The organism is Kitasatospora sp. NPDC048194 (assembly GCF_043202455.1).
GTDB lineage: Bacteria > Actinomycetota > Actinomycetes > Streptomycetales > Streptomycetaceae > Kitasatospora.
In genome coordinates, this window is the sequence record NZ_JBIDAK010000022.1 from 1 (window position 1) to 24,272 (window position 24,272).

General features: G+C 73.5%; 23 protein-coding genes. 16 read left to right on the top strand and 7 right to left on the bottom strand.

The features are described 5' to 3' along the window. Window positions 1-121 precede the first annotated feature (121 nt). Complete coding sequence (locus ACGF07_RS24255; RefSeq protein WP_392901940.1) at window positions 122-2,158, bottom strand: alpha-galactosidase; 2,037 nt, start codon at window positions 2,156-2,158, stop codon at window positions 122-124. A 349-nt stretch (window positions 2,159-2,507) separates the two neighbouring features. Here ACGF07_RS24255 and ACGF07_RS24260 point away from each other — a divergent pair, with 349 nt between their 5' ends. Next, window positions 2,508-3,011, top strand: coding sequence for a DinB family protein (locus ACGF07_RS24260; RefSeq protein WP_392901942.1), 504 nt, complete (start codon window positions 2,508-2,510; stop codon window positions 3,009-3,011). Window positions 3,012-3,054: 43 nt separating this feature from the next. On the opposite strand, the gene ACGF07_RS24265 is transcribed toward ACGF07_RS24260, so the two are convergent. Then, window positions 3,055-3,795 carry an SDR family oxidoreductase gene (locus ACGF07_RS24265; protein WP_392901944.1) on the bottom strand — a complete coding sequence of 247 codons (741 nt, stop codon included), beginning with the start codon at window positions 3,793-3,795 and terminating at the stop codon, window positions 3,055-3,057. Between the two features lie 379 nt (window positions 3,796-4,174). Between ACGF07_RS24265 and ACGF07_RS24270 the strand changes: the two genes are divergently transcribed. Both ACGF07_RS24270 and ACGF07_RS24275 read left to right on the top strand, forming a co-directional pair. Continuing rightward, window positions 4,175-5,203, top strand: a complete 1,029-nt coding sequence (locus ACGF07_RS24270) for a cytochrome c oxidase assembly protein (protein WP_392901946.1) — start codon at window positions 4,175-4,177, stop codon at window positions 5,201-5,203. A 210-nt stretch (window positions 5,204-5,413) separates the two neighbouring features. Beyond that, on the top strand, window positions 5,414-6,052 hold the full coding sequence (locus ACGF07_RS24275; RefSeq protein WP_392901948.1) for a YdcF family protein: 639 nt from the start codon (window positions 5,414-5,416) through the stop codon (window positions 6,050-6,052). A gap of 117 nt (window positions 6,053-6,169) precedes the next feature. Here ACGF07_RS24275 and ACGF07_RS24280 read toward each other — a convergent pair whose 3' ends face one another. After that, window positions 6,170-8,392: an NADP-dependent isocitrate dehydrogenase gene (locus ACGF07_RS24280; protein WP_392901949.1), complete on the bottom strand. Its 2,223-nt coding sequence runs from the start codon at window positions 8,390-8,392 to the stop codon at window positions 6,170-6,172. A gap of 476 nt (window positions 8,393-8,868) precedes the next feature. Here ACGF07_RS24280 and ACGF07_RS24285 point away from each other — a divergent pair, with 476 nt between their 5' ends. Continuing rightward, a complete protein-coding gene (locus ACGF07_RS24285; RefSeq protein WP_392901951.1) occupies window positions 8,869-9,282 on the top strand; it encodes an SAV_915 family protein in 414 nt (137 codons plus the stop codon). After that, window positions 9,279-9,623 (top strand): hypothetical protein, encoded by a 345-nt coding sequence (locus ACGF07_RS24290; RefSeq protein WP_392901953.1) that lies wholly within the window; start codon window positions 9,279-9,281, stop codon window positions 9,621-9,623. The genes ACGF07_RS24285 and ACGF07_RS24290 overlap by 4 nt, the downstream gene beginning before the upstream one ends. A 27-nt stretch (window positions 9,624-9,650) precedes the next feature. Here the strand turns inward: ACGF07_RS24290 and ACGF07_RS24295 are convergent, their stop codons facing one another. Both ACGF07_RS24295 and ACGF07_RS24300 read right to left on the bottom strand, forming a co-directional pair. Further along, window positions 9,651-9,911: a hypothetical protein gene (locus tag ACGF07_RS24295; protein ID WP_392901955.1), complete on the bottom strand. Its 261-nt coding sequence runs from the start codon at window positions 9,909-9,911 to the stop codon at window positions 9,651-9,653. A gap of 149 nt (window positions 9,912-10,060) precedes the next feature. Next, complete coding sequence (locus ACGF07_RS24300; protein ID WP_392901957.1) at window positions 10,061-10,915, bottom strand: EamA family transporter; 855 nt, start codon at window positions 10,913-10,915, stop codon at window positions 10,061-10,063. Between the two features lie 254 nt (window positions 10,916-11,169). Between ACGF07_RS24300 and ACGF07_RS24305 the strand changes: the two genes are divergently transcribed. Together ACGF07_RS24305 and ACGF07_RS24310 are read left to right on the top strand one after the other, a co-directional pair. After that, window positions 11,170-12,090 (top strand): serine/threonine dehydratase, encoded by a 921-nt coding sequence (locus tag ACGF07_RS24305; RefSeq protein WP_392901959.1) that lies wholly within the window; start codon window positions 11,170-11,172, stop codon window positions 12,088-12,090. Between the two features lie 431 nt (window positions 12,091-12,521). Then, window positions 12,522-14,081, top strand: coding sequence for an APC family permease (locus ACGF07_RS24310; protein ID WP_392902118.1), 1,560 nt, complete (start codon window positions 12,522-12,524; stop codon window positions 14,079-14,081). A gap of 132 nt (window positions 14,082-14,213) precedes the next feature. Here the strand turns inward: ACGF07_RS24310 and ACGF07_RS24315 are convergent, their stop codons facing one another. Then, window positions 14,214-15,839, bottom strand: coding sequence for an FAD-dependent oxidoreductase (locus ACGF07_RS24315; RefSeq protein ID WP_392901960.1), 1,626 nt, complete (start codon window positions 15,837-15,839; stop codon window positions 14,214-14,216). Window positions 15,840-16,141: 302 nt separating this feature from the next. Between ACGF07_RS24315 and ACGF07_RS24320 the strand changes: the two genes are divergently transcribed. From ACGF07_RS24320 to ACGF07_RS24360, 9 genes are all read left to right on the top strand, one after another. After that, window positions 16,142-17,305: a SchA/CurD-like domain-containing protein gene (locus tag ACGF07_RS24320; RefSeq protein WP_350748684.1), complete on the top strand. Its 1,164-nt coding sequence runs from the start codon at window positions 16,142-16,144 to the stop codon at window positions 17,303-17,305. 31 nt (window positions 17,306-17,336) lie between these two features. After that, window positions 17,337-17,762: a cupin domain-containing protein gene (locus ACGF07_RS24325; protein ID WP_392901962.1), complete on the top strand. Its 426-nt coding sequence runs from the start codon at window positions 17,337-17,339 to the stop codon at window positions 17,760-17,762. Beyond that, window positions 17,759-19,015, top strand: a complete 1,257-nt coding sequence (locus ACGF07_RS24330) for a beta-ketoacyl-[acyl-carrier-protein] synthase family protein (RefSeq protein WP_350748679.1) — start codon at window positions 17,759-17,761, stop codon at window positions 19,013-19,015. The genes ACGF07_RS24325 and ACGF07_RS24330 overlap by 4 nt, the downstream gene beginning before the upstream one ends. Before the next feature lie 5 nt (window positions 19,016-19,020). Beyond that, window positions 19,021-20,262, top strand: coding sequence for a beta-ketoacyl synthase N-terminal-like domain-containing protein (locus ACGF07_RS24335; protein WP_350748676.1), 1,242 nt, complete (start codon window positions 19,021-19,023; stop codon window positions 20,260-20,262). Between the two features lie 72 nt (window positions 20,263-20,334). Further along, on the top strand, window positions 20,335-20,595 hold the full coding sequence (locus tag ACGF07_RS24340; RefSeq protein WP_392901965.1) for an acyl carrier protein: 261 nt from the start codon (window positions 20,335-20,337) through the stop codon (window positions 20,593-20,595). Between the two features lies 1 nt (window position 20,596). After that, on the top strand, window positions 20,597-21,052 hold the full coding sequence (locus tag ACGF07_RS24345) for an SRPBCC family protein (protein ID WP_350748670.1): 456 nt from the start codon (window positions 20,597-20,599) through the stop codon (window positions 21,050-21,052). Further along, a complete protein-coding gene (locus ACGF07_RS24350; protein WP_350748667.1) occupies window positions 21,049-21,378 on the top strand; it encodes a TcmI family type II polyketide cyclase in 330 nt (109 codons plus the stop codon). Before ACGF07_RS24345 ends, ACGF07_RS24350 begins: the two co-directional genes overlap by 4 nt. A 298-nt stretch (window positions 21,379-21,676) precedes the next feature. Continuing rightward, entirely contained in the window at window positions 21,677-22,126 is a 450-nt protein-coding gene (locus ACGF07_RS24355; RefSeq protein ID WP_392901967.1) for a hypothetical protein, read from the top strand. A 262-nt stretch (window positions 22,127-22,388) separates the two neighbouring features. Continuing rightward, the gene (locus ACGF07_RS24360; protein ID WP_392901969.1) at window positions 22,389-23,081 is read left to right on the top strand and encodes a class F sortase; all 693 of its coding nucleotides are present in this window, start codon (window positions 22,389-22,391) and stop codon (window positions 23,079-23,081) included. Between the two features lie 85 nt (window positions 23,082-23,166). On the opposite strand, the gene ACGF07_RS24365 is transcribed toward ACGF07_RS24360, so the two are convergent. Continuing rightward, window positions 23,167-24,201 carry a methyltransferase gene (locus ACGF07_RS24365; protein WP_350742253.1) on the bottom strand — a complete coding sequence of 345 codons (1,035 nt, stop codon included), beginning with the start codon at window positions 24,199-24,201 and terminating at the stop codon, window positions 23,167-23,169. Window positions 24,202-24,272 lie beyond the last annotated feature (71 nt).

Consider the following 24,272-nt stretch of genomic DNA (forward strand, 5'->3'; position numbering starts at 1 on the left):
CCGGATCCCCCCTCGGCTGCGGGGCCCAGGGGCGGCGGGGTTGCCCCGCGGGCGGGCGGGGGCGCCGCGGCGCGGGGGGGGCCCCGGCCGGGTGGCGGCCCCCCGGCCGGGGCCCCGTCGGTCAGGACAGGACGGTCCAACTCTGGCCAGCTGCAGCCGGATTGGCCGGATTGGTCATGGCCGGGGAGCCGGCCGCGGTGCCGGCGACGTCCAGGGTCAGGCCGTTGCCGACGTTGGTGACGGTGAGGGCGCCACCGGCGTTCCGGGTGACCTTCCACTTCTGCCACGGGTTGCCGGGCGACGCGTTGAGCAGGTACGCGGTGCCGACGCCGCTGCCGCCGGAGAGCACGGTGTGCGTCTGGGCCGCCGTGGAGCAGCCGTCGGTGATGGTCACGGTGCCGTCCGCGGTGGGCGTGAACAGCCACTGCTGCGCGGCGTCGCCGCTCCGGCGGGCGGCGATGCCGGAGTTGCCGCCGACGGGTGCGGAGCAGCCGCCCTGGACCTCGAGCACCTGGCCCGCGGTGCCGCCCGGGCTGATCACGTGGTACCTGCCGTCGCCGACGACCGACGACCCGCCGGCTCCGCCGGCGACACGGTAGAGCGCGACGCCGTGCGCGGGGATCCAGTTGCCCCCGAGGGAGCCGGTGGCCGTGCCGGTGGCGCCGGTCCACAGCTCCCGGTAGCCGTAGGAGGAGCCGGTCAGGCCGAGGTCGGCGAAGCTGGTGCTGATCATGGCCCAGTTGTCCGGGTCCTGGTTGACCAGCGCCACCGCCAGGTCGCCGTTGGCCAGTCGGCGCTCGAGGACCACGGGGGCGGTCGGGGAGGAGGGCGCCCTGCCGACCAGGGTGGCGGGCTCGGCGAGGCCGTCCTGGTCGATGGCGATCATGTCGCGGTTCTTCAGGAGAGCCAGCGCGGAGGGGCTGATGCCGGTGGACCAGGTGTAGCCGTCGGCGGTGTGCTGCGAGTCGGCCGCGCTGCGCAGGTCGGCGCCGGAGATCAGCGGGGCCGCCATCATCGACAGGATGGACAGCTCGGTGCGCGACTCGTCGTCCGTGAAGGGCTTGTGGCCCCGGGAGGTGTCGGTGACGCCCCAGACGCCGTAGGTGTCCTGCCAGCCGGCGAACATCATGTCCAGGTCGTTCCAGCTGCCCGGGTGGACGTTGCCGGGGTACTTCAGGGCGGTCTGCAACTGGCCGTTGTAGAGCACGCCGTCCAGTTCGCTGTCCCGGTCGCCGCCGATCCGGCACATGTTGGCGACCTGGCCGCACCAGATCCCGGTGGGCGAGTAGCCGGGTGCCTGGTGCGGCGGAGTGCCGGCGGCGGTGATCAGCGGATCGGTGCGGGCCGGGTCGTCGGCGCGCAGCAGGGAGGGGATTCCGGTGTGCGCGGGCTGTGCGGACAGGCTGAGGGTGGCCTTCGGCCTGCCCGCGGCGCCGGTCGCCGCGTCGAGGGCGCGCTGGAAGGTCTGGGTCCGGGCGTAGATGGACCGGGTGAGCTCCTGGCCCTCGCCCTGCGGGTAGTAGGCGTAGCCGTCCGGGCCGAGGATGGTGGGGCCGTAGGGGCAGTCGTCGTACTTGACGAAGTCGACGCCCCAGGAGACGAAGTCGGCGGCGTCGGTGGCCTCGTGCCCGAGGCTGCCGGGGTGGCCCTGGCAGGTGGTGTAGGTGTCGGTGGCGTAGAGGCCGAGCTTCATGCCCTTGCTGTGGGCGTACCAGGCCAGGTACTGGATGCCGTTGACGGTCCGGCCGTCGACGGTCTGCGCGGGGAACTGCCGGGGCTCGGGGACGAGGTGGCCGCTGGTCGGATCGCTGCCGCGCCCGTCGGTGCCGCTGACCGGAGCGCCGTTGTCGTCGTACAGCTGCATGGCACCGTCGGCGGTCTTCACGAAGTCCGTGCTCTGGCCGTCGCGGTGGCGCGCCGACCAGCCGTCGTCGATGGTGACGGTGTCGTAGCCGGCCTGGACGAGGCCGTTGGCCGACATGAAGTCGATGGTCTGCTTGACCTCGCTTTCGGTGACGTAGGCGCCGATGCTGTTCCACGAGTTCCAACCCATGGGCGGCGTGAGGGCGTTGCCGTTGCCGAGGGCGGCGGCCGGCGTGGCGGTGGAGAGTGTGACGGCTCCGAGGCCGGAGGCCGCGAGGGCCATGGCGACGAGCATGCCGGCGACGCGAGGTGGCGTTCTGCGCATGTGGGGGCTTCCCGGGTGGGTGAGGAGGGGGCCGGGCCTGGGCCACCGAAGGGCTCTGGCCTCGGCGCGGGGTGGATGGAGCCGGTTCCGGCGGTCCGGACCGGGGCGTGCGGACTCGGCGACGCCCTCTGCATGGCATGGGGGTACGGACGCCACGGATCCCGCCGGGCCGCTCGGTCTCAGCGGCGGTGCCATACGATATTTCACCTAACACAACCCGACAAGACCGAACACAAAGCGACCTGAAGGCCCATCAGGCGTCGAGGGGGCTCCCGCCCGCTCCCGGCCCGATGTCGGAGGCCCCTGCTACGGTCCCGCCATGATCAAGGTCGTGCCGTTCACCGGCGCCGAGAAGGAATGCCTCCACACCGCCCTCGACCGGCACCGCGACGCGGTGCTCTGGAAGGTCGAGGGCCTGGACGACGAGCAGCTGCGCCGACCCCTGACGCCCTCGGGCACCAACCTGCTGGGGCTGGTCAAGCACCTCGGCGGCGCCGAACTCGGCTGGTTCCGCCAGACCTTCGGCCTGGAGACCGGCCCGCTGCCGTTCGACGTCGACGCCGACGAGAGCTCCGACATGCGGATCGAACCGCACGAGTCGACGGCGGACGTGCTGGCCTTCTACGCCCGGGCACGTGCCGCCGCCGACGAGGCGATCGAGCAGCTGGAGCTGGACTCCCTCGGCACCTCGTGGTCCGGCCGGACGGTGTCGCTGCGCTGGGTGCTGATCCACATGGCCACCGAGACCGCCCGGCACGCCGGGCACATGGACATCCTGCGCGAGCTCACCGACGGCGCGACCGGGGACCACGACCGGCGCTGAGCCCCCGGCGCGGCCGGGCCCGCGGCCGCGCCGGGTCGCCCGCTCAGGCGGTGTAGCCGCCGTCCACCGCCAGCGCGGTGCCGGTGACGTACCGCCCGCCGGGGCTGGCCAGGAAGGCCACGGCGGCGGCGACGTCCTCGGCCTCGCCGTAACGCCCCAGGGCGGTCAGCCCGCGCTGGAAGTCGGCCGAGTCGCCGTCGGCCGGGTTCATGTCGGTGTCGATCGGGCCGGGATCGACGACGGTCACGGTGATCCCGCGCGGACCGAGCTCCCGGGCCAGCCCCTTGGTCAGCCCGGTCAGCGCGGTCTTGGCCGTCGCCTGGAGGACGAAGTCCCCGCCCGGGACGCGCCCGTTGAAGCAGGAGCCGATGCTGATGATCCGCCCGCCCTCCCCCATGTGCCGGGCCGCGGCCTGGGCGGCCAGGAACACCGACCGGATGTCGACGGCGAGCACCCGGTCGAGCTCCTCGACCGTCACCTCGGCGAGCGGGCCGTGGGCGAGGAAGCCCGCGTTGTTCACCAGGACGTCGATCCCGCCCAGCTCCCGGACCGTCTCCTCCACCGCCCGCGCCGCGGCGTCCGGCTCCGCCAGGTCCGCCCGGATCGCCACCGCCCGGCCACCGGCCGCCTCGATCTCCTCGACCACCGCCCGGGCCCGCCCCTGCTCCCGGACATAGGTCAGCGCCACCGCTGCTCCCCCGGCCGCCAGCCGCCGGGCCACCGCCGCGCCGATCCCCCGGCTTCCACCGGTCACCAGGGCCACCTTGCCGGCCAACTCGCTCATCGTTCCTCCCCCTCTTCGTCGGGTCGCGTTCATCGCGCCCCGACGGTAGGAGCTGCCACCGGTGTCAGGTACAAACCCCGCCTCCCGGCCCCCGTCCCCGCCTCGCCTCCGGGCCGTCTGCCCGACGTGGACCCGGGCGCCGGACCGACCGCCCGGGCCAGGCCGACCGGTCGGTCGGTGCGTCCGGCCCGCGCCCGACCGGCGCCCGACCGGCGTCCGACCCCCGCGACCCGCCGGACGGCCCCGTACCGAGGGGCCGGGGGCCGGGCCGAGGTAAGGCCCACCTAGGCTGTATGCCAAGCAAAAGGGGCGAACCGGACCCGCACAGGGGCCACGAGGACGGAAGCAGGACCCGCCGATGGGCGATGGAATGTCAGGCATGCACCACCACGGCGGGATGACCCAGCTAGGCCCGTTCACCCTGTCGAACGTGTGGACGTGGTCCCCGGACTGGGTGTTCCTGCTCGGCGGCCTGGTGGCGCTCGGGCTGTACCTGGTCGGCGTCGTCCGGCTGTACCGGCGCGGCGACCGCTGGCCGGTCGGCCGGATCGTCGGCTGGGTCGCCGGAGTCGGCACCCTGCTGCTGGTCACCTGCTCCGGGCTGAACGACTACGGCATGGTGCTGTTCAGCGCGCACATGATCCAGCACATGGTGCTGTCGATGCTGACGCCGATCCTGCTGCTGCTCGGCGCCCCGATCACCCTGGCCCTGCGGGCCCTGCGCCCCGCGGGCAAGGGCCGCCCCCGCGGCCCGCGCGAGCTGCTGGTGGCGCTGCTGCACAGCCGGTACGTCCGGGTGGTCTCGCACCCGGCGTTCACCATCCCGTTGTTCATCGCGAGCCTGTACGGGGTCTACTTCACCCCGTTGTTCGACTTCCTGATGCAGTACCGCCTCGGGCACATCTTCATGATGGTCCACTTCCTCATGACCGGTCTGGCCTTCTTCTGGCCGATCATGGGTGTGGACCCGGGCCCGCACCGCCCCGGCCACGTGATGCGGATCATCGAGCTGTTCATGGGGATGCCGTTCCATGCCTTCTTCGGCGTCGCGGTGATGATGGCCGGGCATCCGCTGGTCTCCACCTTCACCGTTCAGGGCGCACCACCCGGGACGGATCTGTTGGAGGACCAGAAGCTGGCCGGCGGCATCACCTGGGCGTTCGGCGAGATCCCGACGGCGATCGTGCTGATCGCGCTGGTCTACCAGTGGATGGGCTCGGAGCAGCGCCAGGCCCGTCGCCGCGACCGCGCCGAGGACCGCAGCGGGGACGCCGAGCTGGCGGCGTACAACGCCTACCTGGCCTCGCTGCACAGGCGCGGCCCCCGCCCGGCGGGCAGCGCCGCCGCCGAGCCCGGCACGCCGGGCACGCCCGTCATCCCCGCTGCCCCTGCGGCCGACGCCGGCTGAGGTCCGTCCACGCGCCCCGGCGGAGCCCCCGTTCCCCCTGCGGAACGGGGGCTCCCGCGTCTCTCCGGCACCGTCCGCCCGGGTTCGCCCCCGCGCACCGTCCGCCCCGGGTTCGCCCCCGCGCACCGTCCGCCCGGGTCCCGCGCGCCCCGAGGGAGGCCGCCTCCGCCCGCTCCGGAACGGTGCTCCTGCCGGGCGCGTTCGAGGGGTATGTACGCCCTGCTGCTGACCGTCGCGCTCCTCGGCGGGTACGTCCTGCTCTGGCTGCTCGGCTTCCTCGGCTGCGCCCTGCACCAGCGCCGCCGCCCGGTGCCCCCCGGGTCCGACTTCCTGGTGGTCCTCGGCGCCGCGCTGGACGGCTGTGAGCCCGCGCCGGTCCTGGCGGCCCGCCTGGACGTCGCGCTGGAGCGCTACGCCGCCGAGGAGGCCGCCGGGTACCGGCCGCTGGTGCTGGTGACCGGCGGCAAGGGGCCGCACGAGGAGTGCACCGAAGCGGCCGCGATGGCCCGCTACCTGATCGCCCGGGGCGTCCCTGAGGAGCGGATCCGGCGCGAGGAGCAGGCCGTGAACACCGTCGAGAACCTGCGCCTCAGCGCCGCGCTGATGGCCGCCGAGCGTCCCGGCTACCGCTGCACGGTGGTCACCAGCGGCTTCCACACCGTCCGCTCCGCCCTGGCCGCCCGCGCGGCGGGAGCGCCGGCCCGGGTGCTCGGTGCGGACGGCCTGCTCGCGTACGGCCCGTACCAGCTGCTGCGCGAGGCGGTCGGTACGGCCCTCGCCCTGCCGCGCACCACCGGCACCGCCCTCCTGCTGCTGGCCGGCACCGGAGTGGTGCTCGGCCTGGCCTGACCGGGCCGACGGGCGGACGGAGATCGGAGGACGAGAGCCGGCGCGCCGAAGCCGGGAGGCCCCCGGGTCCGCAGGTGCGGACCCGGGGGCCTCCCGTTGCCTCGAACTCGGCTGTCGTCAGCTGAGGTTGGCGAGCGCCTCGTTGAAGGTCTTGGACGGGCGCATCACGGCGGCGGCCTTGGCCGGGTCCGGCTGGTAGTAGCCGCCGAGGTCGACCGGCGAGCCCTGGACGGCGATCAGCTCGTCCACGATCGTCTGCTCCTGCTCGGTCAGCGCCTTGGCCAGGCCGTCGAAGGCCTTGGCCAGCTCGGCGTCGGCGGTCTGCTTGGCCAGCTCCTGGGCCCAGTACATGGCCAGGTAGAAGTGGCTGCCGCGGTTGTCGATGCCACCGAGGCGGCGGCTCGGCGACTTGTCCTCGTTGAGGAAGGTGCCGGTGGCGCGGTCCAGGGTGTCGGCCAGCACCTTGGCGCGGGCGTTGCCGGTGCTGGCGGCCAGGTGCTCGAAGCTGGCGGCCAGCGCGAAGAACTCGCCCAGGCTGTCCCAGCGCAGGTAGTTCTCCTTGACCAGCTGCTGGACGTGCTTCGGGGCGGAGCCGCCCGCGCCGGTCTCGAACAGGCCGCCGCCCGCCATCAGCGGGACGACCGACAGCATCTTGGCGCTGGTGCCCAGCTCCAGGATCGGGAAGAGGTCGGTCAGGTAGTCGCGCAGCACGTTGCCGGTCACCGAGATGGTGTTCTCGCCGCGGCGGATGCGCTCCAGCGAGAACTTGGTGGCCTCGACCGGGGACATGATCTCGATCTGCAGGCCGGTGGTGTCGTGCTGCGGCAGGTAGGTCTTGACCTTCTCGATCAGCACGGCGTCGTGGGCGCGGTTCTCGTCGAGCCAGAACACCGCCGGGTCGCCGGTGGCGCGGGCGCGGGTGACGGCCAGCTTGACCCAGTCCTGGATCGGCAGGTCCTTGGTCTGGCAGGCGCGGAAGATGTCGCCCGGCTGCACGGCCTGCTCCAGCACCACGTTGCCCTCGGCGTCGACCAGGCGGACGGTGCCGGCGGCCGCGATCTCGAAGGTCTTGTCGTGGGAGCCGTACTCCTCGGCCTTCTGGGCCATCAGGCCGACGTTCGGCACCGAGCCGATGGTGGCCGGGTCCAGGGCGCCGTTGGCGCGGCAGTCGTCGATCACGGCCTGGTACACGCCGGAGTAGCTGCTGTCCGGCAGCACGGCGAGGGTGTCGGCCTCCTGGCCGTCCGGGCCCCACATGTGGCCGGAGGTGCGGATCATGGCCGGCATCGAGGCGTCGACGATGACGTCGCTCGGCACGTGCAGGTTGGTGATGCCCTTGTCCGAGTCGACCATGGCCAGCGCCGGGCCCTCGGCCAGCTCGGCCTCGAAGGAGGCCTTGATCTCGGCACCCAGGTGCGGCACGTTGTCCAGGCCGGCCAGGATGCCGCCGAGGCCGTTGTTCGGGTTCAGACCGGCGGCGACCAGCACCTCGCCGTACTTGGCGAAGGTCTTCGGGAAGAAGGCGCGGACGACGTGGCCGAAGATGATCGGGTCGGAGACCTTCATCATGGTGGCCTTGAGGTGCACCGAGAACAGCACGCCCTCGGCCTTGGCCCGGGCGACCTGCGCGGCCAGGAACTCGTTCAGGGCGGCGGCGCGCATCACCGAGGCGTCGACGACCTCGCCGGCCAGCACCGGGACCTTCTCGCGCAGCACGGTGGTGGTGCCGTCCTCGCCGACCAGCTCGATGCGCAGGGCGCCGTCGGCGGCGATCACGGTGGACTTCTCGGTGGAGCGGAAGTCGTTCTCGCCCATGGTGGCGACGTTGGTCTTGGACTCCGCGGTCCACGCGCCCATGCGGTGCGGGTGGGTCTTGGCGTAGTTCTTGACCGACTGCGGGGCGCGGCGGTCCGAGTTGCCCTCGCGCAGGACCGGGTTGACGGCGCTGCCCTTGACCTTGTCGTAGCGGGCGCGGACGTCCTTGTCCTCGTCGGTCTGCGGGTCGTCCGGGTAGTCCGGCAGGGCGTAGCCCTGGGCCTGCAGCTCGGCGATGGCGGCCTTGAGCTGCGGCACGGAGGCCGAGATGTTCGGCAGCTTGATGATGTTGGCGCTCGGGGTCTTGGCGAGCTCGCCGAGCTCGGCCAGGGCGTCGCCGATCCGCTGGGCCTCGGTCAGACGCTCCGGGAAGCTGGCGATGATGCGCCCGGCCAGGGAGATGTCACGGGTCTCCACCCGCACGCCCGCCGTCGAGGCGTACGCCTGGACCACCGGCAGGAACGAGTAGGTCGCCAGGGCCGGAGCCTCGTCGGTGTGCGTATAGATGATGGTCGAGTCAGTCATCGGTACTCCGCTTCACGTCTCCAACGTCTTGACGTCAAGATATCTCGTTCCGGGCCCCTCGCTCCACCTCCCCCCTTCCCGGAGCGCTCCGGGCGGCGTCGGCGACCGCTCCGGCGGTCATCAGGGCAGGGCGCTGCGCAGGCATCGCGCAGGCATCACGAGGCGTCTCGGCGGCCGTCACGGGCAGCCGACTCCACCGTGGTCCGCCGCGGCGCGGGAGGCAAGTTTTTTCGGAGCGCCCCGACCCGTCCGCGCCCGGGCGCCGGTCGGGACGTGTTCGCGGCGCCGTCGGCCGGTGTGCGGCCGGTCGCAGGGCTGCCGTCGTCCCAACGGGTGAGCCGGGTGTCAGGGGTGCGTCAACGCGCCACCCCATTCGGTCAATGCCGCGTCAGGACCGGCGACGCTGTGCCCGGACCGGGCCTAGCGTCGAGGAAGCAGTTCCGGCAGGCACCACCACCCCACCCGGGAGCATCCGCATGGCCCGCCTCGTCTGGCACGTTCCGGTCACCGCCAACGCAAACGCCAACGCCACAGTCACCGCCCACGCCACCGCCGACACCCCCGGCGCCGGCACCGACACCGGCGCCGACACCGACACCGACACCCTCACCGGCTGCCGCACCGGCAGCGGGGGCATCTCCGCCCTCCGCCTGTTCCGCCTGCGGGACGGCCGTCGCTGCGCGGTCGGCTTCTCCAGCCCCGAGGCCCTCGCCGCCCTGCTCGGGCCGGACCACGACTACGTCGAGATGGGCGAGCCCGCCCTGCGGAGCCTCACCACCCCGCTCGGGGTGCACACCCTGGTGCTGGACCCCCGGCTGGTCGCCCCGCCCGTCGCCGCCCCGGTGGCAGCGCCCGCTCCGGCGCCCACCGCACAGCTCCAGCACCGGTGACGGCCCCGCTCGCCCTGGTCCCGGCCGGGCCCGAGCCCGCGCCGGGCCTGCCCGGGCAGGCCCGCGACCTGCACGCGGTCGCCCGGGTCGGCTACGGGCCCGTCCCGCTCGACTTCGACCGGCTGGCTGCGGAGTTCCCGGCCGTCCGGAGCGGCTTGGCCCTCGCCGGCGACGCCGACCTGGAGCTCCACCTGGCCTGCACCGGCCCGGAGGAGTTACGGGCGGTCGCCGCCGCGCTGCAGCGGGCGGGCGCGGCGAGGGTGCGGATCGACCTGGTGCTGCGCACGCTGACCCCCGGCCCGGCGGCCGCGCGCCCGGTCGCCCTGCGGCCGGTGCCCTGAGCGGCGGCTCCGTGGCTCCGCGGCTGCTCAGTCCTCCTGGCCGGGGCGCGGATCGGGGTTGACCGCCTGTCCGTCGATGGGGGCTCCCCAGGCGTCCTCGCCGCCCGCGTCGACGCAGTAGCCGCTGCCCTCGACGTGCCCTCCTGCGGCCCGGCACTGCTCGGCGGTGACGTCGCGCCTGCCGCCCGCCGCCGCCGAGGCGGAGGTGGCGGGGGCGACGGCGCCCGCGGCGAGGAGGACGGCGATCGTGGCGGTGGCGGCGGCCCGGGCGGGGAGGGAGGAGTTCATGCGGCCCACGACAGCACGGCGGCGTGCCCCCGGCGACCACAGCTGGTCTGCCCGGGTGCACGCCGCCCTACGTCCGGACGGCCCCCGGCCGCTGCGCCGTCGGCCGCTCCGCCATGGGCGCGCTCTTCCGCTGCGGCCCCGCCGCGCCGTTACGCCCGCGCCAGCGCCGCGATCGCGGCCAGCAGCAGCGCCGAGCCGGCCAGCAGGCCCGCGGTGAGCGGCTCGCCGAGGAACAGCACGCCGATGAGCGCGGCCGTGGCCGGCTCCAGCAGCACCAGCACCGAGGCGGTCGTCCCCGGCACGGCGGTGAGACCGGTGAAGTACCAGCGGTAGGCGAGCAGGGTCGGCACCGTTCCGAGGAAGAGCAGTGCCACCCCGGTGAACGCCGGTTCCCCGGCCGTGGGCAGCACGCCCTGCACGGCCGCGAACGGCAGCAGGCAGAGCAGACCGGTGAGGAAGGCGCCGGTGCCCGCGGTCGCCGAGCCGCCGCCGCGCGCCCACAGGGTCAGCCCGCTCTGGCCGGCGCCGGCCAGCACCGCCAGGGCGGCGCCCAGGGCGGGACGCGGCCCGGCGGCCGGTGCGGCGACCAGCAGGGCCAGCCCGCCGAGGGCGAGCAGCACGGCGGCCGCCGCCCGGCGGGTGAGGCGTTCGCCGAGCAGCAGATGGGCGCCGAGGCTGGTGAGCACCGGCCCGGCGCCGATGGTGATCAGGGTGCCCAGGCCGAGGCCCGCGTACTGCACCGAGCCGAAGTAGGCGCACTGGCTGACGGCCAGGCCGAGGCCGGTCAGCACGGCGGCGCGGCGCCGGGTGGTCGTTCCGCCGGAGGGCAGCACCGCCACGCAGAGCGCGGCGACGCCGAAGCGCCAGCAGGAGACGGCCACCGGCCCCAGCCCGCTGGTGCGCAGCAGCAGCGCTGCCACGGCGCCGCCCGCGCCCCAGGCGACTGCGGCGGCCGAGATGGACAACAGGCCGCGCCGGAACGGCACGGCGGGGTACGAGGTCATGCGTCGGTGCTCCACGATGGGTTGCCGGTCGAGGTCCGCGGGGTACGCGGGCGGCAGCCATCGCCCCGGTGGCGGCGGGCGTTCCCGCCGGGGCCGGGGTGGTCGGAGTTCGCCGCCCGCTAGCGGGCCGGCGGCGGGAGGATCACGGAGCGCACGGGAGCCAGCCTACGCGCGCCGGTCGGCGATCTTCTCCGGGCGGCCGGGGCGCCCTAGGGTCGGCCCGACGGTCCGTACCCGAGCCGAAGGAGCCGACGGTGGAGCAGCTGACGTACGACGAGGTCGAGGCCGCGGGGCGGCGGATCGCCGGCCGGGTGCGGCCGGTGGCGGTGGCGCCCGGGGACGACGGCGGGCGGACCTGGCTGGCGCTGGAGTTCCTGCAGCACACCGGCAGCTTCAAGGCGCGCGGCGCGCAGAACTTCCTGCTGGCCCACGCCGAGGCGGGCACCCTGCCCAAGGCCGGCGTCACCATCGCCTCCGGCGGCAACGCGGGCCTCGCCTGCGCCTGGGCGGCGCGCGAACTCGGCGTCCCGGCAACGGTGTTCCTCCCGGAGACGGCCTCGCGGGTGAAACTGGCGCGGCTGCGCTCGTACGGGGCGCGGGTCCGGCTGGTCGGCCGGGAGTACGCGGAGGCGCTGGCGGCCTGCGAGGAGTTCGCGGCGGCCGACGGGGCACTGGCCTCGCACGCCTACGACCATCCGCTGATCGCCGCCGGGGCGGGGACGGTGCTGGAGGAGATCCGCGCCCGGGTGCCGGGCCTGGACACGGTGGTGGTGGCGGTGGGCGGCGGCGGGCTGTTCGCCGGGGTGGCGGTCGCGGCCCGGGAGCACGGGGTGCGGGTGGTCGCGGTGGAGCCCGCCGGTAGCCGGGCACTGCACGCGGCGATCGAGGCGGGCCGTCCCGTGGACGTGCCGGTCGACTCGGTCGCCCAGGACGCGCTGGGAGCGCGCCGGGCCACCGCGCTGGCGGTGCGGGCGGCCGCGCACGAGGGGGTGCGCTCCGTGCTGGTGCCGGACGCGGCCATCGTGGCGGCCCGTCGCCGGCTGTGGGAGGAGCGCCGGATCGCCGTCGAGCACGCGGCCGCGACCGCGCTGGCCGCCCTGGACGGGGCCGGGGGCGAGCGCGTCGCCGTGCTGCTCTGCGGCGCCAACACCGACCCTTCGGACCTCGTCGATTGACGGATCGTCAGGTGCTCGCCGAGTCCGCGCGAGGGCCGTCGGCGACCCCTCGGCGGCATGGTTATGCAATGCCGATCATCCTTATAAAAGACCGAGGGTCACCCATAATGCCGGACGGAATCGGAAAGCTCAATTCGCGCTCAGATGCCGGACCTACCCGCGAGTCACGTAACAGACAACTGAACAGACAGCCTCCTACCTGCACGGATATCCGGCAAAGAAAGTAAACATTCAGTAATGAAATCTGTGCAGACCTCTATGAATAGCCCTACTGTGTGGCAACTCTCCGCGCTCCACCCACCTCGGAGCCCCCACACACAGAGAGATCGCCCATGGCTTCCCTCAACCAGATCTCGCCGCCCGGTCAGAGCACCGGCACCGACGGCACCACCCACCGGTCGCTCAAGCGGCACGTCGGCCTCGTCGGCCTCATGTGGGCCTCGGTCGGATCGATCATCGGCTCCGGCTGGCTCTACGGCGCGAAGAACGGTGTCGTCGCCGCCGGGCCCGCGGCCGTCATCTCCTGGGGCATCGGCGCCGTAGCGATCGTGCTGCTCGCGCTGGTGCACGCCGAGCTCGGCGGGCTCTTCCCGGTCGCCGGTGGCACCGCGCGCTACCCGCACTACGCCTTCGGCGGCCTGGCCGGCATGTCCTTCGGCTGGTTCTCCTGGCTGCAGGCGGCCACGGTGGCACCGATCGAGGTCGAGGCCATGATCGGCTACGCCAAGGACATGCCGTGGGCCAGCGGCCTGCAGAACGCCAACGGCACCCTCACCACCAGCGGGTTCGTCGTCGCGACGCTGCTGATGGCGGTGTTCGTGGCGGTCAACTTCCTCGGCGTGAAGGCCCTGGCCCGCACCAACACGATCACCACCTGGCTGAAGATCTTCGTCCCGCTGTTCACGATCTTCGTGCTGGCGCTCACCAGCTTCCACGGCTCGAACTTCACCTCGCACGGCTTCGCGCCCTTCGGCGCCAAGGGCGTCCTCGCCGCGATCAGCACCAGCGGCATCATCTTCGCCCTGCTCGGCTTCGAGCAGGCCATCCAGATCGCCGGTGAGAGCCGCAACCCCCGCCGCGACATCCCCCGGGCGGTGCTCGGCTCGGTCGCCATCGGCACCCTGATCTACACCCTGCTCCAGGTGGTCTTCATCGGCGCGCTGCCGGTCAGTGCCTTCGCCAACGGCTGGGACAAGCTCGACTTCCCCGGCATCGACGGCCCCTTCGCCGGTCTGGCCACCCTGGTCGGCCTCGGCTGGCTGGCCTGGATCCTCAAGGTCGACGCGGTGATCTCCCCCGGCGGCACCGGCCTGATCTACACCACCTCGACCTCGCGCATCTCCTACGGCCTGAGCCGCAACGGCTACGCGCCGCAGAAGTTCGAGCAGCTGGACAAGAACGGCGTGCCGTGGGCCGGTCTGATCCTGTCCTTCGTCACCGGCGTGATCTGCTTCCTGCCCTTCCCGAGCTGGCAGGAGCTGGTCGGCTTCATCACCTCCGCCAGCGTGCTGATGTACGCCGGGGCCCCGCTGGCCTTCGGCGCCCTGCGCCGCCGCCTGCCGAACCGCGAGCGCTCCTACCGGCTGCCGCTCGGCGGCGTGGTCTCCCCCGCCGCGTTCGTGGTCTCCAGCCTGATCATCTACTGGAGCGGCTGGCACACCCTGTCCCGCCTGGGCATCGCGATCGTGTTCGGCTACCTGCTGCTCGGCAGCTACGCGGCCTACGCGATCAAGAAGGGCCTGCCGAACGCCCCGCGGCTCAACTGGAAGGCCGCCCAGTGGCTGCCGGTCTACCTGCTGGGCCTCGGCCTGATCTCCTGGCAGGGCGGCTTCGGCGACGGCACCGGCCGGATCCCGCTGTGGTACGACATGGCGATCGTCGCGGCGTTCTCGCTGGTCATCTACTACTGGGCGATCCGGGTCGCGCTGCCGGCCGAGGACATCGAGCGGGAGGTCGCGGACGTCGAGGTGGTCGACGCGGGCGGTCACTGACCACCCGAGGCCTTCGGTCACCCGAGGCACCCGATCAGCTGGTCACCTGATCACCTGATCGCCGACACCTGACGGGACGGGCCCGCCGGTCGCTGAGTCGACCGGCGGGCCCGTCCGCGTGCGCGGGAGGCTTCAGAGGTCCAGCACCGCCCGCAGCACCGCCTCGACCTCGGCCTCCGAGTCGTCGACCGGGCCCGGCGAGCGCCAGGCCACGAAGCCGTCGGGGCGCACCAGCAGCGCACCCTCCGGGCCGATGCCGTGCAGCGCGGCGAAGTCCGCGCCCGGCTCCGGGGCCAGGTCGTCCTCGGGGCCGTCACCGATCCGGTAGGCGTCCAGCGGGACGGCCAGCCGGTCGGCCGCCCGCCGGGCGCCCTGCTGCCAGGCCGTGCCGCCGGGGCCGGTGAGCAGCACCATCGCCTGCTCGTAGAGGTCCAGCGTGGACAGCCGCACGCCCGCGCGCAGCAGCCACTGGTGCGGCGCGCGGCTGCCCGGCTCGCCGGTCGACTCGAACTTCTCGGGTACGACCGGACCCTCCGGGTCCGTGCCGAGCACCGCGCCCTGCGGGTAGCGGTAGCCGAGGGCCACCGCCAGCACCCCGGCCTGGCGGCCGACGCCCGGGACCACCGCGTAACCGGGGTGGCTGTGCTCCGCGGAGCGGGCCGACGCGCGCTCGCTGGTCACCCGGGCGACCGGGCGGCGCTCCTGCCCGTACGTCTCCAGCAGGCCGGGCCCGGCCCAGCCGCACAGCACGGCGGCGATCTTCCAGGCCAGGTTGTGGGCGTCCTGGATGCCCGTGTTGGAGCCGAAGGCGCCGGTCGGGGACATCTCGTGGGCGGAGTCCCCGGCGAGGAAGACCCGCCCCGAGCCGTACCGCTCGGCGACCCGTTCGGCGGCGTGCCAGGGCGCCTTGCCGGTGACCTCGACGTCCAGCTCCGGCAGGCCGACGGCGGCCCGGATGTGGCGCTCGCAGCGCTCGTCGGTGAAGGCCTCCAGCGGCTCGCCGTGCTCCGGGTGCCAGGGCGCGTGGAAGACCCACTCCGTCTGGTTGTCCACCGGCAGCAGCGCGCCGTCCGCCTCCGGGTTGGTCAGGTAGCAGGCGATGAAGTGCCGGTCGCCGACCACCTCGGCCAGCCGCTTCGCCCGGAAGGTGATGCTGACGTTGTGGAACAGCTCGCCCTTGCCGGTCTGCGCGATGCCCAGCCGTTCGCGCACCGGGCTGCGCGGGCCGTCCGCCGCGATCAGGTACTCGGAGCGCACCACCCGCTCCTCACCGGTCTCCCGGCTGCGAAGCAGTGAGGTCACGCCGTCGGCGTCCTGCTCGAAGGAGACCAGCTCGGTGCTGAACCGCAGGTCGCCGCCGAGTTCGCGGGCCGCCCGCAGCAGCACCGGCTCCAGGTCGTTCTGGCTGCACAGGCACCACGAGCTGGGGCTGAACCGGGCCAGCTTACCGCCCGGGTCGATCTCCCGGAACAGCCACTCCTGCTCCGCGCCGGTCAGCGAGGGCGCCTGGAGGATGCCGTGGTTGGGCGCCAGCACCGAGGCCGCCTCGCGGATCGCCGGCTCGACCCCGGCTCCCCGGTACAGCTCCATCGTGCGGACGTTGTTGCCTCGGCCACGCGGGTGATGCGAGGTGTCGGCGTGCTTCTCGACCAGCAGGTGTGCGACACCCAACCGGCCGAGGAACAGCGAGGCCGACAACCCGACCAGGGAGCCGCCCACGATCAGGACCGGCACCCGGTCGTCAACCTTCGGATTCATCAATTGCTCCGCCCTGTAAGGGGATTCCGCGGCCCGGAGACTGAACTCGGCCGCTCTCGACGGGCCCGCTCGGCCGGGGGCCCCGCTCTTCCATCCCCCGCCCGGGGGCGGCTGTGCCGCCGCTTCGCCCGGATGGCTCGCAAATCTCGCGCCGCGCCCGGTGCGCCGCTCACGATCGACCTCAGGCCTGGCGCCGACTGTCCGGGCCGACCGCCACCGCACCTCCCTCCCCCAGGCCGGGAGCACCCGCCGGACGCGGCCGTCACGGCCCGCCGCGTGCGGCCCAGAGCAGAAAGTGGATCATGACAACTCTGTCCGAACCGCAGCCGAAGCAGCACGAAGAGTCCGACACCCGACTGAGGGTGGTGCTGATGCTGGAGATCCAGGACGGCGCCCAGCAGCGTTTCCTCGACGTCTACGAGAAGCTCCGCCACCAGGTGGCCTCGGTGCCCGGCCACGTCAGCGACCAGCTGTGCCAGTCGATCAACGACCCCCGCCAGTGGCTGATCACCAGCGAGTGGACGGACCAGGAGACCTTCCTGCAGTGGGTGGACAGCCCGGCGCACCGCGAGATGGTCAAGCCCATGCACGGCTGCGTCAGCGACAACTTCCGCTCCCTGCGCTACGCCGTCCTGCGGGAGACCTCGGCGGCCGGCTCCACGGGCTCCCGCGCCCCCATGGAGGTCCCGCCCGGTCTGCCCCGCAGCCAGCCCGCCGGGCACGTCGGCCCGCCGAAGGCCGCACCGGGGCCGGACGGCGTCGTCCGCCACGCGCTGACCTTCACGGTCAAGCCGGGCAGCGAGGCCGAGGTGGCCCGGATCCTGTCCGGCTACGCCTCGCCCAAGGCCGAGGTCGACGAGCACACCCGGCTGCGCCGCACCTCGCTGTTCATGCACGGCAACCGGGTGGTCAGGGCCGTCGAGGTGGTCGGCGACCTGGGCGACGCGCTGCGCCACGTCGCGATGCAGCCCGAGGTGCGGGCCGTCGAGGAGGAGATCAACCCGCACCTGGAGGAGGCCCGCGAGCTGGGCGACCCGATGGCCGCCCGCGCCTTCTTCGCCAGGGCGGCGCTGCCCGCCAGGCACCAGGCCGTCGCCGGCACGCCGGCCTCCGGGCGGCTGCACCGGCACGCCGTGCTGTACCCCGTCCGCCCGGGCCAGGGGCAGGCCCTCGCCGAGCTGCTCTTCGAGCACGACAACCTCGCCACCGCCGACCCGACCGGCCCGGTCGCGGCGGCCACCGTCTTCCAGCGCGAGGACATCGTGGTGCGGCTGGTCGACCTGCGGGTGCCGGCCGAGGCCGATCCGGCCGCCGCGCTCGGCGTGGCCGGCGACCGGGAGGCCGCCGAGCTGGCCCGGCTGCTGGACCTCGGTCCGCAGGGCGACCTGCGCACCGTCGCGGGCCTGAGCGCCTTCCTCGCCGCCCGCGCCATGAGCCCGGTCACCGACCGCAGCTCCGACGACTGACGTCCAGCCGACTCACGTAAGGGAAAGCACCATGACCACGCAGTATCCACCGATCGTCAACGTCGACGAGGCCCCGGAGAACCGGCGCCACGGCGCCGAACTGCGCACCATGCTCACCCCGACCAGCTGCGGGTCGACCAGCGGCTTCATGGGCCTGGCGATCGTCAAGCCGGGGGAGCGGATCAACGAGCACTACCACCCGTACTCCGAGGAGTTCGTGTTCGTCGTCTGCGGCGAGCTGGAAGTGGACCTCGACGGGGAGACCCGGCCGCTCAAGGCCGACCAGGGCCTGATGATCCCGATCAACATGCGGCACCGCTTCCGCAACGTCGGTGACACCGAGGCCCGGATGGTCTTCCACTGCGGCCCGCTCGCCCCGCGCCCCGACCTCGGCCACGTCAGCACCGAGGAGTCCGCCGCCTCCGGACCGCCGGAACACGCCAAGGTGGCCCGGTGACACGGCGCGTCGCCGTCACGGGCATCGGTGTGGTCGCGCCCGGAGGGATCGGGATCCCCGCCTTCTGGGACCTCCTGACGGCCGGCCGCACCGCCACCCGGGGCATCACCCTCTTCGACCCGGCCGGGTTCCGCTCCCGGATCGCCGCCGAGTGCGACTTCGACCCGGCGGCCCACGGCCTGAGCCCGGAGGACGTCCGACGGGCCGACCGCTACGTGCAGTTCGCGATGGTCGCGGCCGACGAGGCGATCGCCGACGCGGGCCTGGACCTGGCCGCCGAGGACCCGTGGCGGATCTCCGTCTCGCTCGGCACCGCCGTCGGAGGCACCACCCGGCTGGAACACGACTACGCCCTGGTCAGCGCCGGCGGCGCGCGCTGGGACGTGGACCACCGGCAGGCCGAGCCGCAGTTGCACCGCGCTTTCGCCCCCAGCACCCTGGCCTCCGCGGTGGCGGAGCGGGTCGGCGCCCACGGCCCGGTGCAGACCGTCTCCACCGGCTGCACCTCCGGCCTGGACGCGATCGGCTACGGCTTCCAGGCCGTCGAGGAGGGACGCGCCGACATCTGCGTGGCCGGCGCCTCCGACTCCCCGATCTCGCCGATCACCGTCGCCTGCTTCGACGCCATCAAGGCCACCAGCGAGCGCAACGACGACCCGGAGCACGCCTCCCGCCCCTTCGACGCGGACCGGGACGGCTTCGTCCTCGGCGAGGGCGGCGCCGTGCTGGTGCTGGAGGAGCTGGAGCACGCCCGCCGCCGCGGCGCCCGGATCTACGGCGAGGTGGGCGGCTTCGCCACCTTCGGCAACGCCTACCACATGACCGGCCTCACCAAGGAGGGGCTGGAGATGTCCCGGGCGATCGACCACGCGCTCGACCACGCCCGGGTCGACCGCACGGACGTCGACTACGTCAACGCGCACGGCTCGGGCACCAAGCAGAACGACCGGCACGAGACCGCCGCGGTCAAGCGCTCGCTGGGCGACCACGCCTTCCGGACGCCGATGAGCTCGATCAAGTCGATGGTCGGGCACTCGCTCGGTGCCATCGGCGCGATCGAGGTGGTCGCCTGCACCCTGGCGCTCGCCCACGGCGTGGTGCCGCCGACCGCCAACTACGAGACTCCGGACCCGGAGTGCGACCTCGACTACGTGCCGCGCACCGCGCGCGAGCTGCCGCTGAGCCACATCCTCTCGGTCGGCAGCGGATTCGGCGGATTCCAGTCCGCCGTCGTGCTCAACAGAACGGGGTGAGTTCCATGACGTCACGTCAGCAGGGCCGCCGGGCGGTGGTCACCGGCCTCGGCGTGGTGGCGCCGAACGGCGTCGGGGCCGACGCCTTCTGGAAGGCCACCAGGCAGGGCGTGAGCGTCCTCGACCGGATATCCCGTGAGGGCTGCACCGAGCTGCCGCTCAAGATCGCGGGCGAGGTACGGGACTTCGATCCGGCGTCCGCGATCGACAACCGCTACCTCGTGCAGACCGACCGGTTCACGCACTACGCGATGGCCGCCGCCGACCTGGCGGTGCGGGACGCCGGCTTCCGCCCCGATCCCGAACAGCCCTTCGCGGTCGGCGTGGTGACCGCGGCCGGCTCCGGCGGCGGCGAGTTCGGCCAGCGCGAGCTCCAGCAACTCTGGGGCCAGGGGCCGAAGTTCGTCGGCCCGTACCAGTCGATCGCCTGGTTCTACGCGGCCAGCACCGGGCAGATCTCGATCCGCGGCGGCTACAAGGGCCCGTGCGGGGTGGTCGCCAGCGACGAGGCCGGCGGCCTGGACGCCCTCGCGCACGCCGCCCGCGCCATCGAGCGGGGCACCGACGCACTGGTGGTCGGCGCCGCCGAGGCCCCGCTCGCGCCGTACTCGATGGTCTGCCAGCTCGGCTATCCCGAGTTGAGCCTGGCCGACCAGCCCGACGCGGCCTACCTGCCGTTCACCGCCCACGCCTGCGGGTTCGCGCCGGCCGAGGGCGGCGCGATGCTCCTGCTCGAGGACGAGCAGGTGGCCCGGCGGCGCGGCGCCACCGTCCGGGCGCAGGTCGCCGGACACGGCGCGACCTTCACCGGGGCCTCCCGCTGGGAGGAGTCCCGCGAGGGGCTGGCCGCGGCGATCCGGATCGCGCTGGACGAGGCCCGGACGGCGCCCGAGGAGGTCGACGTGGTCTTCGCGGACGCGCTCGGCGTCCCCGCCGCGGACCGGGCCGAGGCCCTCGCGCTGGCCGACGCACTCGGCCCGGCGGTCGAGCACGTCCCGGTCACCGCCCCCAAGGCCGGTACCGGACGGGCCTACTGCGGCGCGCCGATGCTGGACGTGACCGCCGCCGTGCTGGCCATGGAGGACGGCGTGCTGCCGCCCACCCCCAACGTCACCGAGGTCTGCCACGACCTCGCCCTGGTGACCGGTCGCGCCCGCCCGGCCGAGCTGCGCACCGCACTGGTGCTCAGCCGCGGGCTGATGGGCTCCAACTCCGCGCTGGTGCTCCGGCGCGGCGACCGGCCCTGATCCCGGGCCCGCCACCCCGGGGCCCGACCCCGTCCACCTCCCTCCTCCGTTCCTCCTTCGAAGGGAAATCCCGTGAGCAACACCCTCAGCTATACGGAGCTGGCCGACCTGCTCCAGGCCCGGGCCGGCGTCACCGTCGACCCCGACGACATGCGGCAGCCGGACGCCCGGTTCGAGGAGTTCGGCATCGACTCCCTCGGACTGCTCGGCGTCGTCGGCGAGCTGGAGAACCGGCACGGCCTCAAGATCACCTCCGGCGCCGAATCCGCCAAGACCCCCGCCGAGTTCATGGAGCTGGTCAACACCTCCCTCGCGACGAAGGCTGGTGCCTGAGATGCCCGGACACACCGACAACGAGATCGTCATCAACGCTCCCCTCGACCTGGTCTGGGAGATGACCAACGACCTGGAGAACTGGCCCGAGCTGTTCAGCGAGTACGCCTCGGTCGAGGTGCTGGAGCGGGACGGCGACCGGGTGCGGTTCCGGCTCACCATGCACCCCGACGAGAACGGCATGGTGTGGAGCTGGGTCTCCGAGCGCACCACCGACAAGCCCTCGCTCGCGGTCAACGCCCGCAGGGTGGAGCCCGGCCCGTTCGAGTTCATGGAGATCCGCTGGGAGTACGCGGAGGTCCCGGCCGGCACCAAGATGCGCTGGATCCAGGACTTCGCGATGAAGCCCACCGCCCCCGTGGACGACGAGGGCATGGTCAACCACATCAACAAGAACTCGCGGATCCAGATGCAGCTGATCCGTGAGAAGGTCGAGAAGCGGGCGGCCGAGCAATGAGCGGGACCCATCGCGCCCTGATCGTCGCCCGGATGAAGCCCGAGTCGGCCCCGGACATCGCCGAGGTGTTCGCCGACTCCGACCGGGGCGAACTGCCCCACCTGATCGGCGTCACCGGCCGCAGCCTCTTCCAGTTCGGCGACGTCTACCTGCACCTGATCGAGGCCGACCGACCGCCGGGCCCGGCCGTCGCCAAGGTCCTCGGCCACCCGGAGTTCCGGTCCGTCAGCGACCGCCTGACCGCCTTCGTCCAGGCCTACGACCCGGCCACCTGGCGCGAGCCGAAGGACGCCATGGCGCGCGAGTTCTACCGCTGGGAGCGCTGAGCTCCCGCGCGCCCGCATGGGCCCGCCCCCGGCCGTGCGCCGGGGGCGGGCCCATGTCCGTACCAGTGCATCTCCGTACCACTGCGCACCCGCGACGATTCACCCGGATCGCCGGGGCGATCGGGTGAACACGCCCAGGACTCCACCCGAAGGGCGCACAGTCCGTAGCGGCGCCGCCACGCTCCGGTGGCAACCGCTCCCCCGGTGGTTGACGGTGGATCAGGCGCCATCGTCCGCGAGTCCCCTGTCCGGCACCGTGCCGGCGGTCGCGGACCCTCGCGCCGGAAGGATCATCCTCATGCGTTCTGCACGCACTCTGCTCGCCGGGGCGGCCGTCGCCGCCGTCCTCACCGTCGGCACTCCCATGGCCTTCGCCGACGGCTCCTCCGACCAGGGCAAGAACCTCACCTGGCAGGAGAAGCAGCCCGACAAGGGCGCCTCCGAATCCTCGAAGGGCTACGACGACAAGAAGCCCGGTGGCGGCGCCTCCGAGGAGAACAAGGGCTCCGGCGAGCACAAGGGCACGGAGAGCAAGGGCACCGAGAGCAAGGGTTACGACGGCAAGGGTTACGAGGGCAAGGAAGAGGAGCACCAGAGCCCGCACGGCGGCGTGCACACCGGCGGCGGCGGGCTGGCGCTGTCCGGCGGGGGCCTGGCCTCCGGCGCGGTGCTGCTGCTCGGCGGCCTCGGGGCCGGCGCCCTCGCGCTGCGCCGCGGGCGGCGTGCGGCCGGCACCGCCGCCGTCTGATCCCGCCACTGCCGCCTCCGGGCGCCCCACCCCCTTCCCCGGGGGTGGGGCGTGCGGGGGCGGCGCACCGTTGCGGAACCGGATCCGGTGCAGGCGGCGGTCACGGGCCACGGCGGCAGGGGCCGTCAGGCGGGTCGGACGGCCCGGCGGATCGCCGGGTTCAGACGGCCCGGCGGCTCACGCGGTCGGGACGGCCCGGCGGGTCGGACGGCCGAGCGGCTCGCCCGGTTCGGCGGAGGACTTCTAGCGGAGGACAGGAATGATGGGCGCTCCCGGCGCTGGAATGCCCCGGCTGCTGCAGGCGGGGATGGGCGCGGCAGCGGTCGGGCTGCTGCTGATCTACAACTCGGTGGACACCCGGCCGGGTGACGACGACTCCCCCACCGGCCAGTCCGCTCCCCCGGCGGCCGCCGCACCCGCCGTCCCGGGGCAGGCCGCGGCGGCGGCCGCGAAGGCGTCCCCGGCGGCGGCGCCGGGCGCTCCGGCGCTGAAGCGGTCCAAGCCGACCCGGCTGCGGATCCCGCAGATCGCGGTGGACGCGCCGTTCACCGAACTCACCCTCAACCAGGCCGGCCAGCTCAACGCGCCGCCGCCGGACGACAAGAACCTGGTCGGCTGGTACCGGGACGGCGTGACCCCGGGCGAGCGCGGCAGCGCGGTCGTCGCCGGCCACGTCGACACCACCAAGGGCCCGGCCGTGTTCCTGCTGCTGAGCCTGCTGCTGCCGGGCAACAAGGTCGAGGTGAGCCGGGCCGACGGCACGGTCGCGGTGTTCACGGTCGATTCCGTGGAGACCTTCGCCAAGGACGCCTTCCCCGACCAGAAGGTGTACGGGAAGACCCAGGACGCCCAGCTGCGGCTGATCACCTGCGGCGGCACGTACGACAAGAAGCGGCGGGACTACCTGGACAACGTCGTGGTCTTCGCCCACCTGGAGTCCTCGCACAAGGCCTGATCCCGGGCACGCCCGAGCGGGCCCCGGGAACACCGACGGCCGCTGCCCCGGTCCTCCCGGGAGCAGCGGCCGTCGGCCTTCCGGATCAGCCGCGGACGACGGCCTCGAAGGCGTGCAGGTAGGGGTTGACCGGGCGGACGGCGACGACGTCCAGGCCCGCCTCTGCCATCAGGCCGACCATGCTCTCCTCGGAGTGCTTGGCGCCGCCGACGTTCAGCATCAGCATCAGGTCCATCGCGGTGGTGAAGCGCATCGACGGACTGTTGTCGACCAGGTTCTCCACCACCACGACCCGGGCGCCGGGGCGGGCCACGGCGACGACGTTGGCGAGGGTGCGGCGGGTGCTGTCGTCGTCCCACTCCAGGATGTTCTTGATGATGTAGAGGTCGGCGCGGACCGGGATCTCGATCCGGCAGTCGCCCGCCACCAGCCGGGCACGGGCCGCGAAGGCGCCGCCCTCCCGGAGTCGGGGATCGGCCCCGGCCACGACCTTGGGCAGGTCGAGCAGGGTGCCGTGCAGGGCCGGGTGCTTCTCCAGCAGGCTGGCCAGCACGTGGCCCTGGCCGCCGCCGATGTCCGCCACCGAGTCGATGCCGGTGAGGTCCAGGTAGTCGGCGAAGTCCTTGGCCGACTGCCGGCTGGAGGTGGTCATCGCCTTGTCGAAGACCTTGGCGGAGTCGCCCGCGTCGCTGTGCAGGTAGTCGAAGAACTCCTTGCCGAACAGCTCGGGGAAGACGTTGCGGCCGGAGCGCACCGCCTCGTCGAGCTTCGGCCAGGCCTCCCAGGTCCACGGCTCGGTGCACCAGAGGGAGATGTAGCGGAGCGAGTTGGGGGCGTCCTCGCGCAGCAGGCGGGACATCTCGGTGTGCTCGAAGCGGTCGTCGGAGGTCTCGGCGAAGATCCCGTAGCAGGTGAGCGCGCGCAGCAGGCGGCGCAGCTGGCGGGGTTCGGTGTCGAGCTTGGCGGCGAGCTCGGTGACGTCCATCGGGGTGTCGCCGAGCACGTCGGCGACACCGAGCCGGGCGGCCGCGCGGACGGCGGCGGCGCAGGCGGCACCGAAGACGAGCTCGCGCAGGCGCATCGCGGCCTGGGCGGAGGTGTGGGCTGGTGCGGTGGTCATGGGCGGTCCCTGGGGGTCGTGTGGGGGGGGCTCGGGGTCTGCGGGCGTGGCGTTGCGGGGTGGCCGGAGCC

What these genes read in the sequence shown, in the direction of transcription:
- ACGF07_RS24255 (WP_392901940.1), bottom strand. Translation starts at nt 2,158, where the DNA reads ATGCTCGTCGCCATGGCCCTCGCGGCCTCCGGCCTCGGAGCCGTCACA.
- ACGF07_RS24260 (WP_392901942.1), top strand. Translation starts at nt 2,508, where the DNA reads ATGATCAAGGTCGTGCCGTTCACCGGCGCCGAGAAGGAATGCCTCCAC.
- ACGF07_RS24265 (WP_392901944.1), bottom strand. Translation starts at nt 3,795, where the DNA reads ATGAGCGAGTTGGCCGGCAAGGTGGCCCTGGTGACCGGTGGAAGCCGG.
- ACGF07_RS24270 (WP_392901946.1), top strand. Translation starts at nt 4,175, where the DNA reads ATGCACCACCACGGCGGGATGACCCAGCTAGGCCCGTTCACCCTGTCG.
- ACGF07_RS24275 (WP_392901948.1), top strand. Translation starts at nt 5,414, where the DNA reads ATGTACGCCCTGCTGCTGACCGTCGCGCTCCTCGGCGGGTACGTCCTG.
- ACGF07_RS24280 (WP_392901949.1), bottom strand. Translation starts at nt 8,392, where the DNA reads ATGACTGACTCGACCATCATCTATACGCACACCGACGAGGCTCCGGCC.
- ACGF07_RS24285 (WP_392901951.1), top strand. Translation starts at nt 8,869, where the DNA reads ATGGCCCGCCTCGTCTGGCACGTTCCGGTCACCGCCAACGCAAACGCC.
- ACGF07_RS24295 (WP_392901955.1), bottom strand. Translation starts at nt 9,911, where the DNA reads ATGAACTCCTCCCTCCCCGCCCGGGCCGCCGCCACCGCCACGATCGCC.
- ACGF07_RS24300 (WP_392901957.1), bottom strand. Translation starts at nt 10,915, where the DNA reads ATGACCTCGTACCCCGCCGTGCCGTTCCGGCGCGGCCTGTTGTCCATC.
- ACGF07_RS24310 (WP_392902118.1), top strand. Translation starts at nt 12,522, where the DNA reads ATGTGGGCCTCGGTCGGATCGATCATCGGCTCCGGCTGGCTCTACGGC.
- ACGF07_RS24315 (WP_392901960.1), bottom strand. Translation starts at nt 15,839, where the DNA reads ATGAATCCGAAGGTTGACGACCGGGTGCCGGTCCTGATCGTGGGCGGC.
- ACGF07_RS24320 (WP_350748684.1), top strand. Translation starts at nt 16,142, where the DNA reads ATGACAACTCTGTCCGAACCGCAGCCGAAGCAGCACGAAGAGTCCGAC.
- ACGF07_RS24325 (WP_392901962.1), top strand. Translation starts at nt 17,337, where the DNA reads ATGACCACGCAGTATCCACCGATCGTCAACGTCGACGAGGCCCCGGAG.
- ACGF07_RS24335 (WP_350748676.1), top strand. Translation starts at nt 19,021, where the DNA reads ATGACGTCACGTCAGCAGGGCCGCCGGGCGGTGGTCACCGGCCTCGGC.
- ACGF07_RS24345 (WP_350748670.1), top strand. Translation starts at nt 20,597, where the DNA reads ATGCCCGGACACACCGACAACGAGATCGTCATCAACGCTCCCCTCGAC.
- ACGF07_RS24350 (WP_350748667.1), top strand. Translation starts at nt 21,049, where the DNA reads ATGAGCGGGACCCATCGCGCCCTGATCGTCGCCCGGATGAAGCCCGAG.
- ACGF07_RS24355 (WP_392901967.1), top strand. Translation starts at nt 21,677, where the DNA reads ATGCGTTCTGCACGCACTCTGCTCGCCGGGGCGGCCGTCGCCGCCGTC.
- ACGF07_RS24360 (WP_392901969.1), top strand. Translation starts at nt 22,389, where the DNA reads ATGGGCGCTCCCGGCGCTGGAATGCCCCGGCTGCTGCAGGCGGGGATG.
- ACGF07_RS24365 (WP_350742253.1), bottom strand. Translation starts at nt 24,201, where the DNA reads ATGACCACCGCACCAGCCCACACCTCCGCCCAGGCCGCGATGCGCCTG.